The organism is Aeromonas sp. S12(2024), from assembly GCF_041402305.1.
GTDB lineage: Bacteria > Pseudomonadota > Gammaproteobacteria > Enterobacterales > Aeromonadaceae > Aeromonas > Aeromonas veronii.
Window position 1 is genome coordinate 212,835 of the sequence record NZ_JBGLRB010000005.1, and the last position, 16,983, is coordinate 229,817.

General features: G+C 60.3%; 13 protein-coding genes. 12 read left to right on the forward strand and 1 reads right to left on the reverse strand.

The window, feature by feature from the left end; translation table 11 throughout:
* The 11 genes from torA to ACB035_RS07365 all read left to right on the forward strand — a co-directional run bounded on the left by torA (position 1) and on the right by ACB035_RS07365 (position 14,606).
* A complete protein-coding gene (gene torA, locus ACB035_RS07315) occupies positions 1 to 2,493 on the forward strand; it encodes a trimethylamine-N-oxide reductase TorA (protein ID WP_371166977.1) in 2,493 nt (830 codons plus the stop codon).
* Positions 2,494 to 2,592: 99 nt separating this feature from the next.
* A complete protein-coding gene (gene torD, locus ACB035_RS07320; RefSeq protein ID WP_005358423.1) occupies positions 2,593 to 3,261 on the forward strand; it encodes a molecular chaperone TorD in 669 nt (222 codons plus the stop codon).
* Between the two features lie 7 nt (positions 3,262 to 3,268).
* The gene (locus ACB035_RS07325; RefSeq protein WP_064338674.1) at positions 3,269 to 3,637 is read left to right on the forward strand and encodes a hypothetical protein; all 369 of its coding nucleotides are present in this window, start codon (positions 3,269 to 3,271) and stop codon (positions 3,635 to 3,637) included.
* 153 nt (positions 3,638 to 3,790) lie between these two features.
* Positions 3,791 to 6,238, forward strand: coding sequence for an EAL domain-containing protein (locus ACB035_RS07330; protein WP_371166978.1), 2,448 nt, complete (start codon positions 3,791 to 3,793; stop codon positions 6,236 to 6,238).
* Between the two features lie 478 nt (positions 6,239 to 6,716).
* Positions 6,717 to 8,663 carry an acetate--CoA ligase gene (gene acs, locus ACB035_RS07335; protein WP_371166979.1) on the forward strand — a complete coding sequence of 649 codons (1,947 nt, stop codon included), beginning with the start codon at positions 6,717 to 6,719 and terminating at the stop codon, positions 8,661 to 8,663.
* A gap of 288 nt (positions 8,664 to 8,951) precedes the next feature.
* Positions 8,952 to 9,401, forward strand: coding sequence for a type II 3-dehydroquinate dehydratase (gene aroQ / locus ACB035_RS07340; protein WP_005338907.1), 450 nt, complete (start codon positions 8,952 to 8,954; stop codon positions 9,399 to 9,401).
* A gap of 36 nt (positions 9,402 to 9,437) precedes the next feature.
* Positions 9,438 to 9,896: an acetyl-CoA carboxylase biotin carboxyl carrier protein gene (gene accB / locus ACB035_RS07345; RefSeq protein WP_139443126.1), complete on the forward strand. Its 459-nt coding sequence runs from the start codon at positions 9,438 to 9,440 to the stop codon at positions 9,894 to 9,896.
* 15 nt (positions 9,897 to 9,911) lie between these two features.
* Positions 9,912 to 11,252, forward strand: a complete 1,341-nt coding sequence (gene accC, locus ACB035_RS07350) for an acetyl-CoA carboxylase biotin carboxylase subunit (RefSeq protein ID WP_005338910.1) — start codon at positions 9,912 to 9,914, stop codon at positions 11,250 to 11,252.
* 127 nt (positions 11,253 to 11,379) lie between these two features.
* On the forward strand, positions 11,380 to 11,643 hold the full coding sequence (locus ACB035_RS07355) for a YhdT family protein (protein WP_069556466.1): 264 nt from the start codon (positions 11,380 to 11,382) through the stop codon (positions 11,641 to 11,643).
* Positions 11,633 to 13,090, forward strand: coding sequence for a sodium/pantothenate symporter (gene panF / locus ACB035_RS07360; RefSeq protein ID WP_129504643.1), 1,458 nt, complete (start codon positions 11,633 to 11,635; stop codon positions 13,088 to 13,090). Before ACB035_RS07355 ends, panF begins: the two co-directional genes overlap by 11 nt.
* An 88-nt stretch (positions 13,091 to 13,178) precedes the next feature.
* Positions 13,179 to 14,606, forward strand: a complete 1,428-nt coding sequence (locus ACB035_RS07365) for a PTS transporter subunit EIIC (RefSeq protein WP_042080616.1) — start codon at positions 13,179 to 13,181, stop codon at positions 14,604 to 14,606.
* Between the two features lies 1 nt (position 14,607).
* Here ACB035_RS07365 and ACB035_RS07370 read toward each other — a convergent pair whose 3' ends face one another.
* Entirely contained in the window at positions 14,608 to 15,480 is an 873-nt protein-coding gene (locus ACB035_RS07370; RefSeq protein ID WP_005358412.1) for a LysR family transcriptional regulator, read from the reverse strand.
* A 100-nt stretch (positions 15,481 to 15,580) separates the two neighbouring features.
* On the opposite strand from ACB035_RS07370, the gene ACB035_RS07375 reads away from it, so the two are divergent.
* A complete protein-coding gene (locus ACB035_RS07375; RefSeq protein ID WP_371166980.1) occupies positions 15,581 to 16,597 on the forward strand; it encodes a zinc-binding alcohol dehydrogenase family protein in 1,017 nt (338 codons plus the stop codon).
* Positions 16,598 to 16,983: the final 386 nt, after the last annotated feature.

Genomic DNA, 16,983 nt, shown 5'->3' on the forward strand with positions numbered 1-16,983 from the left:
ATGATCAATATTTCCCGTCGTGGTTTTCTGGGTGGCTTGCTGGCCAGCGGTGCCTCTGCCCTGATCGGCCCCTCCCTGCTCGGTCGCGCCGTGATGGCCGCCGAGTCTGGCGACAAGCTGGTGCAGTCCGGCTCCCACTGGGGCGCCTTCCGTGCCCGGGTGGTCGATGGGCGCTGGGTCGAGACCCTGCCGTTCGAGCACGACAAGCACCCCACAGACATGCTCAAAGCCTTGAGTGAAGTGGTCTACAACCCCTCCCGCATCCGCTACCCCATGGTGCGGCTGGACTGGCTGCGCAAGGGGCACCAGTCCGACACCAGCGAACGCGGCCAGAACCGCTTCGTGCGGGTGACCTGGTCCCAGGCGCTGGACTTCTTCTATCACGAGCTGGAGCGGGTGCAGAAGACCTATGGCCCGAGCGCTCTCTATGCCGGTCACTCCGGCTGGCAGTCGGTGGGCAAACTGCACTCCGCTGGCGCCATGCTGGGGCGTGCCATGAACCTGCACGGCACCTATCTGGCCAAGGCCGGTGACTACTCCACCGGTGCCGCCCAGGTGATCCTGCCCCACGTGGCGGGCGCAATGGAGGTGTATGAGCAGCAAACCTCCTGGCCGCTGGTGCTGGAACACAGCAAGACTATCGTCATCTGGGGCTCCGATCCCATCAAGAACCTGCAGGTGGGCTGGCTGGTGCCGGATCACAGCGTCTACGACTACTGGGCACAGCTGAAAGAGAAGGTAGCCAAGGGCGAGATCCGGGTGATCAGCGTCGATCCGGTCAAATCCAAGACCCAGAAGTACCTCAATTGCGATCAGGTGACCCTGAATCCGCAAACCGACGTGCCGCTGATGCTGGGCATCGCCCACACCCTCTACAGCGAGAAGCGCCACGACGAAGCGTTCCTGAAGAACTACACCACCGGTTTTGACAAGTTTCTGCCCTACCTGCTGGGCACCAGCGATGGTCAGGTGAAGGATGCCGAGTGGGCAGCGGCCATCTGTGGCGTACCAGCCGAGACCATCCGCGAGCTGGCCCGCGCCATGAGCAGTGGTCGTACCCAGCTTATCGGCGGCTGGTGTGTACAGCGCATGCACCACGGCGAGCAGTATGCCTGGATGCTGGTGGTACTGGCCTCGATGATTGGCCAGATCGGCCTGCCGGGGGGCGGTTACGGCTTTGGCTGGCACTACAACGGGGCGGGCACCATCACCTCCAGCGGCCCCATCATGTCAGGTTTCAGCTCGGTCATTCCCGGCGTTAAACCACTCCATGACGGCGACTGGAAGGGCTACTCCAAATTCATTCCGGTGGCCCGTTTCGTCGACTGCATCCTCAATCCGGGCAAGCAGATCGCCTTCAACGGCCAGACCATCACCTACCCCCACATGAAGATGGCAGTGTTCTGCGGCAACAACCCGTTCCACCACCAGCAGGATCGCAACAAGATGGTCGCGGCCTGGCGCAAGCTGGAAACCGTGGTCAGTATCGATCACCAGTGGACCGCCAGCTGCCGCTTCGCCGATATCGTGCTGCCCGCCACCACCACCTACGAGCGGGATGACATCGAGCAATGGGGTTCTCACTCCAACGCGGGCATTCTGGCCATGTACAAGGTGGTAGAGCCGCTGTTCGAGGCGCGGGATGACTACGACATCTTCGCCGATCTCTGCCGTCGCTTCGGTCGCGAGGCCGAGTTCACCGGTGGCAAGAGCAAGCTGGAGTGGATCCAGAGCATCTATGACGACGCCCGCCTGCAGGGTCGCGGCATCGGCATTCGACTGCCCCGTTTCAGCCAGTTCTGGCACGGGGAAGGCTTCGTCACCTTCCCGGCGGGCCAACCCTGGGTGCGCCACGAGTCGTTCCGTCAGGAGCCGGATCTGGAACCTCTCGGTACCCCGTCTGGCCTTATCGAGATCTACTCCAAGACCATCGCCGACTACGGCTATGGGGATTGCCCGGGCCATCCGGTCTGGATCGAGCCCTACGAGCGCTCCCACGGCGGACCAGGCAGCAAACAGTACCCGCTGCACCTGCAATCCTGCCACCCGGACAAGCGGCTGCACAGCCAGCTCTGCTCCTCCGACAACTACCGCACCACCTACACGGTGCAGGGTCGCGAACCTGTCTACATGAATCCGCAGGATGCCAAATCCCGTGGCCTCAAGGACGGCGATCTGGTGCGGGTGTTCAACGGTCGCGGTCAGGTATTGGCCGGGCTGGTGGTGAGCGATGACTACGCCCCCGGCGTGGTGCGCATTCATGAAGGGGCCTGGTATGGCCCGCAAGAGGGCGGCAAGGTAGGGACTCTCTGTACCTACGGCGATCCCAACGTGCTGACCGCCGACATCGGCTCCTCCAGCCTGGCGCAGGCCACCACGGCCCATACCGCGCTGGTGGAGATCGAGAAGTTCCGCGGGCAGGCACCTGCCGTCACTGCCTTCGGCGCGCCGGAATCGGCCAAGGGCATCGACCCCATGTTCCCGGCACTCTGACCCCGGGGGGACGAAAGCGCCCCCTTGAGTTTCCTTTATTTTTAAAGTCGTTAGAATCGGGAGCCATCAAGGCTCCCGATTGCCATCCACGGAGGAAAAATGCAGGAATTTATGGCTACCAGCGAACGCCGGGCCGAACTCTACTGGTGGTTCTCCACCCTGTTCGCCGCCGAACTCAGTGATGAGCAGATCGCCGAATATGACACCTATGACGTGCGAAGCTTCCTGAAAAGCCTCTCCACCCTGGATCCGATGCGCGAAGCCGTGGCCGAGCTCAACGATGCCATCGCCCGCCTGCTGGTGCGCCCGGATCGCCAGCTGGAACTGGCCGCCGACTTCGCCGGCCTGTTTCTGGTGGATCCCAAACAGGGCGCCCTGCCCTACGAATCGCTCTACCGCGGCGATGCCAAGCTGCTGATGCAGGCCCCGATGGCCGAGATGCAGGCCCGCCTCGATCGCCTCGGCATCAATGTCAGCGATAAATACAAAGAGCCTGCCGACCATCTGGCAATCGAGCTGGATCTGATGGGCAATCTCATCATCCGCGCGGCGGAAGCCAAGAGCGCGGCCGAGCGGGAACGCTGGCTCGACGAGCAGGAAGCGCTGCTGCACGGTCATCTGCTGGGCTGGTTTGACAAGTTCGAAAGCGCCTGTCGCGCCGCCGACCGGTTTGGCTTTTACGGCGCCAGTGCCCGTCTGCTGGGGGTCTTCCTCAAGATGGATGCCAACTACCTCTCTCTGGTCAAACCGGCACCGTCCGCCGACTGAGGCCGCGATGAAGACAGCCCTGCTTCTGATTGCATGCTGGCTGCTGGCCCTGATCCCGCTGGATCAGGGCATTACTCCCCTGATTGCGCTGCTGTTCAACCCGGATCGCGAGCTCTACGGCACCGCCCAGCTCACCGGCTTTGCCGGCATCCTGCTCACCCTCTACCTTGCCAATCTCGGCGTCGAGGTGGTGTTGCGCCGCCGCTTCCAGATTGCCGGCATGCTGGCGCTGCTGGCCGCCTGGATCGACTTCATCAACAGCAGTGGCTGCGAGTCGCACTTCCTGCTGCTCTATCTGCTTGCCCTCCCCTTCCATCTGCTCGGCTGGCTGGTACTGGTGCGCGGCATTCAGGCGTTTGGTCGCCAGAAGGGATAACCACTCGCCCCCTTTTCCCATCCTTTTTATCAGGTTTTTCTGCCTATTCTTGCCGTCAAAACAACCAGATAACTCCGCTTGACTCCCGGCCAAACAGTTCGTGCCATACTGACAACTGATGCAAGTGATAAAACAATCAATGCCGAGGTCATCATGGATGGGAAGCTTTTCAACGCCGACACCGAGGCAATGTTGACCCAGCTGTCAGATCACACCGTCCTGGAACAGCTGATGGATAATGCCCCTCTGGGGATCGGCGTCTTTGACTGCGAATTTCGCTACCGTAAAGTCAATCAGGTGCTGGCCGACATCAATGGCAAGAGCATCGAGGAGCATCAGGGCAAGCACCTCCGAGAGGTGGTTCCCAAGCTGGCACCGACCCTGGAGCCTATGTTTCAGCAGATCATGCGAAGCGGCATGCCCTACGTGGATATCGCCATCACGGGCCAAACCGCGGCGTACGACAGCAGCTCACGCCGCTTTCAGGCCACCTACAGCCCGATGCGTGATGAGAAGGGGGAGCTGAACGGCATCCTCGCCATCGTGCGGGACATCACCGAGCAGTACGAAACCGAACAACGGCTGCAACTGGCAATGCGAGCGGCCCAAATCGGGGTGTGGGAGTGGCACGTGGCGGAGGACAGATTGCTGTTCGACGGCCAGATTGAGCCGCTGCTGGGCATCGAGGCCAACCAATTCCACGGCGGGCTGCAAGCGTTCGTCGACTGTTTTGAACCGGAATCCGGCAGCCAGCTCAAGGCCGCCCTGCAAAGTCATGACCCCATCCATCTCACCCTGAGCTACCTCACCGCTCTCAACGAGCGCCACTGGGTCGATATTCATGCCGACCATGTCCCCGCCACCGAGTCGGTCGGCCACCGGGTCATGGGGGTTATTCACAATGCCACCGCCCGCCGCCGTCAGGAGGAGCGGCTCCATCAGGCCAACGTGGTATTCGATACCACTGCCGAGGGGATCATCATCCTCGACAGCGAACACCATATTCTGTCGGTCAACCCGGCCTTCACCATGCTGACCCAATACAATGCCGAGGAGGTGATAGGCCGTACCCCGGATATCATCATGCATCCCAGGCGCTACACCGACCTCGACTATCCCTGGTATCACCTGCGCCCCGGCAACAACGCCTGGCATGGCGAGATGGTTTGTCTGCGCAAGGATGGCAGCTACTTCTCCTCCTGGCAGCAGATCAGCGCTGTCTATGACAACTTCAACAACACTACTCACTATGTGATCGCCCTCTCCGACATCAGCGCCATTCGCAAGGTGGAGGCCGAGCTGAATCACCTTGCCTATCACGATCCCCTGACCGAGCTGGGCAATCGTCATCTATTGCAGGAGCGGCTGGCCCTTGAGCTGAAAACCGCGCAGCTCAATCGCAAACGGTTGGGGCTGCTCTTTATCGATCTGGATGGCTTCAAGCTGATCAACGACAGCCTGGGCCACGGAGTTGGCGATGAGCTGCTCAAGCGGCTGGCAGAGCGGATCCGCGGCTGCCTGCAACACAACGATCTGGCGACCCGCCTCGGGGGAGACGAGTTTCTGGTGCTGATCCCCTATCTGGAGGAGCCTGACGAGCTGGCAACCCTCGCCAATACCCTGCTGACCGTGTTGCGTGAACCGGTTGAGCTGGCCCATGAGCTGGTGGCAATCTCGGCAAGTATCGGTATCGCCATCTATCCCGATCATGCAGACAGCCCGGAAACCTTGGTCAGCGCCGCCGACAGCGCCATGTACGAGGCGAAAAGTCAGGGGCGCAATGGATTCCAGTTCTATACCCCCTGCATGGCGGCTCGAGCCCGCGAGCGGATGCAGATTGAGCAGGGTCTGCTCAAGGCCCTTGAGCTCGAACAGCTCTGCATTTTCTATCAACCCATGACCAATCTGGCCAACGGCCACCTGAGTGGACTGGAAGCCCTGCTGCGCTGGCAGCACCCCAATGAGGGGATGATAGCGCCGACCCGTTTTATTCCGGTGGCGGAGGAGTGCGGCCTGATCGAGAAAATTGGGGAGTGGGCAATGCGCAACGCCTGCGAGCAGGGACAAAACTGGCTGGCCGCCGGACTGCCGGTGCCCCGCTTGTCGGTCAATGTGTCGGTGCGGGAGATGCGATCCCCCGGCTACGTTGAACGGGTCGCCGCCATCCTGGCTGAGACCGGATTTCCGCCAGAACGGCTCGAGATCGAGGTGACTGAGAGCATCATCCAGCGAGTCGAACAGAGTCTGGATCTCTTTACCCGCCTGAAAAATCTCGGCGTGCAGATTGCCATCGATGACTTTGGTACCGGCTTCTCGTCACTGAGTCTGCTCAAGACCCTGCCGATCGATCGCATCAAGATCGACCGGGCGTTTGTGCAGGCATTACCGGAAGACAAGAACAGTCGGGAGCTCTGCCGCACCATCATCAATCTGGCCGACAGTCTGGATATGGAGGTCACCGCCGAAGGGATTGAAACCAAGGCACAACACGCCTTCTTGCAATCACTCAACTGCGGCGAAGGACAGGGTTATCTGTTCAGCAAACCACTGCATGTAGAACAGATGCACGAACGCTTGGATTGCCAAAACGTTCAACATTAGCGATACCAAGGAAACAAACGGCCAATCAAACTATTTTCCAAACGTCAGGGTAGGAACACCACCATTATCCCGGTCATTGGCCATGCGAGTGAGCGGTGAGTCGCCAGAGTAACGGGATCCTGGCTCACTGAGGGAAAACTTGGTTCCCGACTTTTTGTCCTGCCATGCATGACCAAGCTGATCAGCAACCCGCTCCCGCACAGTCTGTGAAGGCTCCTGGTGTGTAATCGCAAACTCTTTGGGAGGTTTGTCTGCAAGAACAGTCGTATCAAACTGCCACAGGGATGCACAGAGCAATAGAGAGAACATAACTACCTCCATCCATCGAAGTCCTCCTTTTTACCGACTCACTGCGTGAGTGTCACCCATAACCCTGTAACCAAATGTTGCTGTCTATCCAAAAGTCTAATTGCCCCCATCAGCCAAAGGTATAAGTTGTTACTTAATTATTAAAAGTATGTATTCAAAGGAGTGAGTGATGAGCGAGAGCAAGGTCTACCCGGTCAAACCCCACATCAGCAGCAATGCACTGCTCGACAAGGGCGACTACGCCGCCATGTATCAGGCCTCCGTCGAGGATCCCGATACCTTCTGGGGAGAGCAGGGAAAAATTCTCGACTGGATGAAACCCTATACCAAGGTCAAGAACACCTCCTACGATCCGGGCCATGTCTCCATCAAATGGTTTGAAGATGGCCAGCTCAACGTCTCGGCCAACTGTCTCGATCGCCATCTCGCCGAACGGGGTGACAAGGTCGCCATCATCTGGGAAGGGGACAACCCCGCCGAAGATCGCAAACTCACTTACCGCGAACTGCACAGCGAAGTGTGCAAGTTTGCCAACGTCTTGAAAGCACAAGGGGTACACCGCGGCGATGTGGTCTGCCTCTATATGCCGATGGTGCCCGAAGCCGCCATCGCCATGCTGGCCTGTACCCGCATCGGCGCGGTACACAGCATCGTATTCGGCGGCTTCTCGCCGGAAGCGCTGGCTGGTCGCATCATCGACTCGGGCTCGCGCATCGTGATCACCGCCGACGAGGGGCTGCGTGGTGGCCGTCCGGTACCGCTCAAGAAGAATGTGGATGAAGCGCTCACCAACCCGGAAACCCAGGTCAACAAGGTGATCGTGCTCAAGCGCACCGGCAGCAATGTCGCCTGGCACAACCACCGCGACATCTGGTGGCATGAAGCGACCGCAGCCGTCAGCAGCGACTGCCCGCCCGAGGCGATGAACGCCGAAGATCCGCTCTTTATCCTCTATACCTCCGGCTCCACCGGCAAACCCAAGGGGGTGCTGCACACCACCGGCGGCTATCTGGTCTATGCCACCCTCACCTTCAAATATGTGTTCGACTACCACGAAGAGGACATCTACTGGTGTACCGCCGATGTGGGCTGGGTCACTGGTCACTCCTATCTGGTCTACGGGCCGCTTGCCAACGGTGCCACCACCATCATGTTCGAAGGGGTGCCCAATTACCCTGCCACCAACCGCATGAGTCAGGTGGTGGACAAGCACCAGGTCACCATCCTCTATACCGCTCCTACCGCCATCCGCGCCCTGATGGCCAAGGGTAACGAAGCGGTCACCGGCACGTCACGCCAGAGCCTGCGCATCATGGGTTCGGTGGGTGAACCCATCAACCCGGAAGCCTGGGAGTGGTACTACCGCACCATTGGTGATGAGCGCTGTCCCATCGTCGATACCTGGTGGCAAACCGAGACCGGCGGCATCCTGATTACGCCGCTGCCCGGCGTCACCGACCTGAAACCGGGCTCGGCGACTCGTCCCTTCTTCGGGGTGCAACCTGCGCTGGTCGACAACATGGGCGAACCGCTGGAGGGGGCCACCGAGGGTAACCTGGTGATCACCGACTCCTGGCCGGGCCAGATGCGCACCGTATTCGGCGATCACGAGCGGTTCGAGCAGACCTACTTCTCCACCTTCCCGGGCCGCTACTTCACCGGCGACGGTGCCCGTCGCGACAAGGACGGCTACTACTGGATTACCGGTCGGGTGGATGATGTACTGAACGTCTCCGGCCACCGCATGGGTACCGCCGAAATTGAATCGGCGCTGGTGGCCCATCCCAAGATCGCTGAAGCCGCGGTGGTGGGGGTTCCTCACGAGATCAAGGGTCAGGGTATCTATGCCTATGTCACCCTGATCGCCGGGGAAGAGCCAAGCCGCGAGCTGCATAAAGAGGTGAAGGAGTGGGTGCGCAAGGAGATTGGCGCCATCGCCACGCCGGATGTCATTCACTGGGCAGAGGGGCTGCCGAAGACCCGTTCCGGCAAGATCATGCGTCGCATCTTGCGCAAAATCGCCACCGGCGAGACCGACAGCCTGGGAGATATCTCCACCCTGGCGGATCCGGGGGTGGTAGACAAACTCATTCGCGAGAAGTCGGAAGCTGCCTGATCCCGCTTCGTTTGTTGCTCAATAAAGCCGGCCCTGTGCCGGCTTTGTCGTTTCTCATCCGCCAGCAAACAGCAAGGCGGTAGCTACGGAGCCTTGCCGACCAAAACGTACAATAAATAGCCAGATGTAGAGATTAGACCAGTAAAATGCTGCTAATTTTCACGAAATCAATATAATTGCGAAATCTGTGTGCCAGGGCACACCGATTTGCGCAGAAAATGGCTAGATTTCTGGTAGTCCACAAGATAGCTGATAGATAGCAGCATTATCATCGAGGATGTACTCAATATGTCGCAAAATCACCGAATTCTCCTGCTCAACGGACCAAACCTGAATCTGCTGGGCAAACGGGAACCGGGTATCTACGGCAGCAAGACGCTTGATGAGATCGTCGCCGATCTGAAGCTTAACGCCAGCGAACTCGGTGTCACTCTGGAACATCTGCAATCCAACGCCGAACATGAGTTAGTCGGCCGCATCCATCAGGCCATGGGCCAGGTGGATTTTATCATCATCAATCCGGCCGCCTTCACCCACACCAGCGTCGCCATTCGCGATGCACTGCTGGGTGTCGCCATCCCTTTTATCGAGGTTCACCTGTCAAACGTCCATGCCAGGGAGCCGTTCCGTCATCACTCCTATCTGTCTGATGTCGCCAAAGGGGTCATTTGTGGTCTGGGGGCCGATGGCTACCAATTCGCTTTAACCGCGGCCGTGCACCATCTGCGCGCGGCTTGATAATCACTGATCAGATAAAGAAGAAAGAGAATGCTAATGGATATCCGCAAAATCAAGAAGCTGATTGAACTGGTTGAAGAGTCCGGCATCGCCGAACTGGAGATCTCCGAAGGTGAAGAGTCCGTTCGCATCAGCCGCAACTTCTCCGGTCAGGTGACCACCGCCATGCCGCAGATGATGATGCAGCAAGCCGCTCCGGTTGCAGCACCTGCCGCTGCCGCCCCGGTTACCGCCGCACCGGCCGCCGATGCCGCCCCGAGCGGTCACCTGATGCGCTCCCCGATGGTTGGCTCCTTCTACCGCTCCTCCAGCCCGGATGCCAAGCCGTTCGCGGAAGTGGGTCAGCAAGTCAATGTCGGCGACACCCTGTGCATCGTCGAAGCCATGAAAATGATGAACCAAATCGAGTCTGACAAGGCCGGTGTGATCAAAGCGATCCTGGTTGAAAATGGTCAGGCCGTCGAATTTGACGAGCCGCTGTTCATCATCGAATAAGGGAAATCGCCACCCATGTTGGACAAAGTAGTCATCGCCAACCGCGGTGAAATTGCCCTGCGGATCCTGCGCGCCTGTAAAGAGCTCGGGATCAAGACAGTGGCCGTTCACTCCACCGCCGACCGGGAGCTCAAACATGTGCTGCTGGCCGACGAATCCATCTGTATCGGCAGACCGGCCAGTACTGAATCCTACCTCAACGTCCCGGCCATCATCGCCGCCGCCGAGGTAACCGGTGCCGTGGCCATCCACCCGGGTTACGGCTTCCTCTCCGAGAACGCCGATTTCGCCGAAGTGGTCGAAAAGTCCGGCTTCATCTTCATCGGCCCGCGCGCCGAGACCATTCGCCTGATGGGTGACAAGGTCTCCGCCATCGAAGCGATGAAGAAAGCGGGCGTACCGTGTGTACCGGGCTCTGACGGCCCCGTCGACAACGACGCCAAGCACAACGCCGCCATTGCCAAGCGCATCGGCTATCCGGTGATCATCAAGGCCGCCGGTGGCGGTGGTGGTCGCGGTATGCGCGTGGTGCGCAATGAAGCGGAACTGGCGGGCGCCATTGCCCTGACCAAATCCGAAGCAGGCCAGTTCTTCAAGAACGACATGGTCTACATGGAGAAGTACCTGGAAAACCCGCGCCACATCGAAATTCAGGTGTTGGCAGACGGCCAGGGCAACGCCCTCTATCTGGGCGAGCGTGACTGCTCCATGCAGCGTCGCCACCAGAAAGTGGTGGAAGAGGCGCCGGCACCGGGCATCACCGCCGAAATGCGCAAGTTCATCGGTGAGCGCTGTGTGCGTGCCTGTATCGAGATCGGCTACCGCGGTGCGGGTACTTTCGAGTTCCTGTACGAGAACGGCGAGTTCTATTTCATCGAGATGAACACCCGTATTCAGGTTGAGCATCCGGTCACCGAGATGGTCACCGGTATCGATCTCATCAAGGAGCAGCTGCGCATCGCCGCCGGTCAGCCCCTGTCGATCACCCAGCAGGATATCCGCATCCGTGGCCATGCCATCGAGTGCCGGATCAACGCCGAAGATCCGGCCACCTTCATGCCCTCTCCGGGTTTGGTGCAGCGCTTCCACGCGCCGGGTGGTCTGGGCGTGCGTTGGGACTCCCACATTTATGCAGGTTACAAGGTACCGCCCCACTACGATTCAATGATCGGCAAGCTGATCTGCTACGGCGAGAATCGTGACATTGCCATCGCCCGCATGCGCCATGCGCTGGACGAGCTGGTGGTGGAAGGGATCAAGACCAACGTACCGTTGCAAAAAGAGATCATGAAAGACGAAAACTTCCAGCACGGTGGCACCAATATCCACTATCTGCACAAGAAGTTGGGTCTGTAAGGATCGCTGATAGAGACCGGACTTCCGGTGGAAGTCTGCTCCGCAAGGAGCCTCTGCTGAAAAAGGGCCATGGCGACATGGCCCTTTTTTGTTATCCTTGCGCCCCTCAAATTTGTCGGAGGCCAAGGTGAACCGTTTTGCTCTCGCCCGCCGGGAAGCAGCTTTCTGCCTGCTGCTGACCCTGTTCTACTTCTTTGCCTGGTATGGCACCGCCTATTTTATCCCGCTCCAGCTGGAGTTGTGGGGGCTGCCGCTGTGGTTCCTGCTCAGTTGCATGGTGATGCCGCTGCTGTTCATTCTGCTCTGCGCCCTGATGGTGAACCGGCTGTTTGTGGAGATCCCCCTCGATACCCACGCCCCTTCCGGCAAGGAGTCATCCCATGAATCTTGAGTTGATGCTGCCGCTCGTCATCTATCTGGTGCTGGTGCTGGGGGTGGGTTTCTGGGCCAGCCGCCATCGCGCGCAAGGCAACTTCGTGCAGGAGTACTTCATCGGCAACCGCAGCATGGGCGGGCTGGTGCTGGCGATGACGCTAGTGGCCACCTACACCTCGGCCTCCTCCTTTATCGGTGGGCCAGGCGCGGCCTACAAGATCGGTCTGGGCTGGGTGTTGCTGGCGATGATCCAGCTGCCCACCGTCTGGCTCACTCTGGGGGTACTGGGCAAGAAGTTCGCCATCATCGCCCGCCGGGTCAATGCGGTGACCATCAACGATATGCTGTGGGCCCGCTACCAGAACAAGGCGGTGGTGATCCTCGGCTCCGTTACTATCATCCTCGCCTTTATCGCGACCATGGTGGTGCAATTCATCGGCGGCGCCCGCCTGCTGGAGACCGCCACCGGCCTCTCCTACCAGCAGGGCTTGATGCTGTTTGCCAGCTGCGTACTGCTCTACACCATCATCGGCGGCTTCCGCGCCGTAGTGATGACCGATGCCCTGCAGGGGATCATCATGCTGATCGGTACTGGCGCCTTGCTGGCGGGGATTCTGATTGCCGGTGACGGGCTGCCTAACCTTATCCACCAGCTCAGGGAGATCGATCCCAAGCTGGTGAGCCCGCAAGGGGCCGGCGACATGTTGACCCAGCCCTTTATGCTGAGCTTCTGGATCCTGGTCTGTGTCGGGGTGGTGGGGCTGCCCCACTCGGCGCTGCGCTGCTTTGGTTATCGCGACAGCAAGGCGCTCCATCGCGGCATTCTGATCGGCACAGTGGTCAGCGCCCTGCTGATGTTTGGCATGCATCTGGCGGGTGCCCTTGGCCGCGCCATCCTGCCGGGCATGGACAGCCCGGACAAGATCATGCCCTCCCTGATGATGGAAGTGCTGCCCCCCTGGCTGGCTGGGGTCTTTCTGGCGGCGCCGATGGCAGCCATCATGTCCACCATCGACTCCCAGCTGATCCAGGCCTCCGCCACTCTGGTGAAGGATCTCTATCTCAACTATCTGAGTCCAAAGCAGGAGAAGCTGGAGGTGCGCATTCCGCGCCTCTCCCTGCTCTGCACCCTGATCCTCGGCACCTTGGTGCTGCTGGCGGCGTTGCAACCGCCCGAGATGATCATCTGGCTCAACCTGCTCGCCTTTGGCGGTCTGCAGGCGGTGTTCCTCTGGCCACTGGTGCTCGGCCTCTACTGGTCGCGGGCCAACGGCCCGGGCGCACTGGCCAGCATGGTCAGCGGCATCGTCAGCTATGGGGTACTCAGTCAGTGGGGGATCAAGCTGGCTGGCCTGCACGCCATCGTGCCAAGCCTCACGCTGGCGCTGGTGGTCTTTATCACGGTCAGCCTGCTGACGGCACCGCCCTCGCGGGAAGTGCGCGAGCTTTTCGGGCAGAAATAATAAAAATATAAATTAGGGTTCCAAAACTATCCCCAAATAGGTGTTTTCCGGTTAAACTGTGCGCCAAGTCACAGAACGTAGCCGCTGTATGCCCGTTAAAGCCACTCGACAAGTCGTTACTCAAGCCCTGCAGCGGCTCGGTTATGCCCTGCTGCTGCCCGTCTCCATCCTGCCGATGGCGGCGTTGATCTACCGGCTTGGGCAACCCGACGTGCTCGATTTGGCGGTGCTCTCCCTCACCGGTCAGGCGATCTTCAGCCAGATGCCGCTTATCTATGCGGTGGCGATCGCCTTTGGCCTGAGTCGGCAAGAGCTGGGCGGACAGACGCTGGCGGGTGCGGTCAACTTCCTGCTGCTCAGCACCGCCTTCAATACGCTGGCCCCCAACCTGCACGCCGACATGATCTGCGGCCTGCTGGCGGGGCTAACCACTGCCATCATCTACCCCTGGGTTCACCAGCAAACACTGCCCCGCTGGCTGCAGATCGCCAGGGGAGAGTTTCCCAGCCTGCTGGTGTCGGCCTTGGCCTGCCTGCTGATCGCCATCCCCCTCTCGCTGCTGTGGCCGCCGCTGGAGCGCGGGCTGACCCTGCTCACCTCGGAGCTGCTTACCACGCCGTTTGGCGCCTTCTGCTACGGCACCCTCAACCGCTTGTTAATCCCGCTCGGGCTGCATCAGGTATTGGGCAGCGTCATCGGCCTTGGCGAGAGCAACCTGCAGGCGCTGGCCACCGCCCAGCCCCTTCATGAAGGATATGTAGCCGGTCTTTACCCCATCATCATGTTCGGCCTGCCGGGTGCCTGTTTTGCCATCTGGCTGCACCGCCAGCGGATGCAGCGGCTGCCGCAGGGCGGGCTGCTGCTCACCCTGGCGCTCACCTCGGCACTGGTGGGTATCACAGAGCCTATCGAATTTCTGTTCGCCTTTACCGCCCCCTGGCTGTTTCTCGCCCACGCCCTGTTGACAGGGCTATCGCTCGCTGTCTGTAGCGGGCTGGGGATCAAGGTGGGCAGTTACTTCTCCGCCGGTCTGCTGGATCTGGTGCTGAGCTATCAGGCAGGGGAGCACAGCTTCTGGCTCATCCCGGTCGGTATCCTGTTTTTCGTCGCCTACACCCTGCTCTTTTACCAACTGCTGGAGCGCGCCCCCCTCAGCATGCCGAGCAAGCCCATCGCGGTGGAGCATCCGCGCCTTGCCAGCGTTGCCCCCTCCGACCCGCAGATGCTGGCGATCCAGTACCTCAAGGTGCTGGGCGGGATGGACAATCTGGTGGCGATGAGTGTCTGTATCACCCGCCTCAGCCTGCGGGTGCGCGATATTTCACTGGTGGATGAATCTCGCCTGCTGGGCCTGGGCTGCCTCTCCTGGATCCAGCTCAACGACCACCAGCTGGTGCTGGTGCTGGGCCCCAGCGCCAGCCTGATTGAAGGGCAGATCCGCATGCTGGCGGAGCGCCAGTCGGTCCCCCTCGGCCTCAAACCCAATCAGGAGTCGGCCAGCCAGAGCAGCTGGTAACTCAGGCAAACGGCAACCGCTCGGCCACGAAATCCATCAGGGTGCGCAGAGCGGGGGCCAGATGCTCCCGACTCGGATAGATTAGGTAGAACGGGTTGGCCGGAATGGGCTGATCCGGCAACACCTTCTGCAGCCGCCCCGCCGCCAAATCCCCTTCACAGACATGGTGGGGCAACAGGGCAATCCCCCCGTCATGAAGCGCCATCTCCCGCAGCGCCAGCAAGCTGTTGCTGACACAGGCCCCCTGTGGCCGCCAGCCCCCCTCCTGCAATGGCCACACCGGCATGGCCGAGTGCACCAGACAGGCATAACGACCCAGCTCGCTCAGCTGTTGCGGCATGCCGTGGGCCGCCAGATAGGCGGGCGCAGCCACCAGATGACGCGCCACCTGACCGATGCGCCGACAGATGAGGCTGGAGTCTTTCAGCGGCGCCGCCCGCAGCGCCAAATCATAACCTTCCCCCACCAGATCGAGCTGTTCGTCACTCAGGGTCAGTTCCAGCACCACTTCGGGATAGAGGGCGCGAAACTCGGCGAGGATCCGGCCAAGCAATAGAGTACCGGTCGCCTCGGGGGCAGTGATCCGCACCCGCCCCGCCGGGGCCGAGCGCAGCCGTGCCATCGCCAGATTGGCGCTGCGGGCCAGTGCCAGTAGCCCCTGACAGTGCTCCACATAGAGCTCCCCCTGCGGGGTCAGGCTCAACCTGCGGGTGGTGCGCTGCAACAGCCGCACCCCGAGCTGGGATTCGAGCCGCGAGATCTTCTGGCTCACCGATGACTTGGGCATACCAAGCAGCTCGGCGGCCCGGGTAAAGCTTCCCTGCTCCACCACGGTGGCAAACAGTCCCATCAACTCCAGATCGACATTGTTCATATATTCAAACAGTCTTTACCGATTACCCATCTTAATCTTGATAATCAACCAGACTAGAGTGAGTGGCAATCCCGAACACAGCGATTTGAAAGGAAAAACCATGAAAGCCATTGCCCTGACTCACTATCTGCCAAGCGACCACCCCGACTGCTTCATCGCCGCCAACCTGCCCGATCCGGTTCCGGGCCCGCGGGATCTGCTGGTGCGGGTCACCGCCACCTCCGTCAATCCGGTAGATACCAAGGTGCGCTCCCCCAAGGCCAAAATTGAAAGCTCGCCTAGGGTACTGGGCTGGGATGCGGTGGGGAAAGTGATCGCCACCGGCAGCGAAGTGACCCTGTTCAAGGCGGGCGACCGGGTCTGGTATGCCGGCGATATCAGCCGTCCGGGCAGCAACAGCGCCCTGCAACTGGTGGATGAGCGCATCGCCGCGATCGCCCCCACCAGCTTGAGCGATGTGGAGGCCGCCGCCCTGCCGCTCACCGCCATCACCGCTTGGGAGACCCTGTTCGAGCGCTTCGCTCTTACCCGCGAAAGCCGTGGCAAACTGCTGATCATCGGCGGCGCCGGTGGCGTGGGCTCCATCGCCATCCAGCTGGCACGCCAGCTCACCGGTATGGAGGTGATTGCGACCGCCTCCCGCCCCGAGAGCCGCGAGTGGTGCCTCGAAATGGGCGCCCATCAGGTCGTAAACCACCACAAGTTGCAGGAGGAGCTGACCGCCCTTGGCATCACCCAGGTCGATGCCATCTTCTGCACCAACGCCACCGCCGAGCACTGGGCCACCATGGCCGGGCTGATCCGCCCGTTTGGCCATATCTGCACCATCGCCGAATCGAACGAGCCGTGGGATCTCTCCTTGCTCAAGAGCAAGAGCGTCACCTTCAGCCAGGAGTTCATGTTCACCCGCCCCCTGTTCCAGACGCCGGACATGATCGAGCAGCACCGCTTGCTCGGCCGGGTGGCGGCACTGGTCGATGAAGGGGTATTGCAGACCACTCTGACCAGAACCATCCCGTCACTGACCCCGGTCACGCTGGCTCAGGCCCATGCCGAGGTGGAGGCGGGACGCATGGTAGGCAAGCTGGTGATCGACATGAGCGGCTTTGCCAACTAAGCCCTCAAACGCACCATGATGGGATAAGTTCACCAAGGAGATGCCCCAAACGGGCACAACCAGCGGCACTCATGACTGCCTGTGGCAGGCCAACGTCCGACAATCAGCCAAAAAAGAGGCCATTTCGCGAGAAATGGCCTGAATACCTGAACATTGGGGTAACAATCACACACATATCCTTATGCAGGACATATTAGTCTTTGCATCTGGCGTGCCAACAGCAGCATGAATGCGTCAAAACGGCGCCAGCCCGTCCTTGAGCAAGGTGCCAACCTTGCTCTTTTTTGATCTGGCAGACTGTTTACTAGGCAAACAAGTGCAGATAAAAAAATGCCACCCGAGGGTGGCAGTGAAAGATGACGGAACTTGAGCAAAGCGTTCAGCGA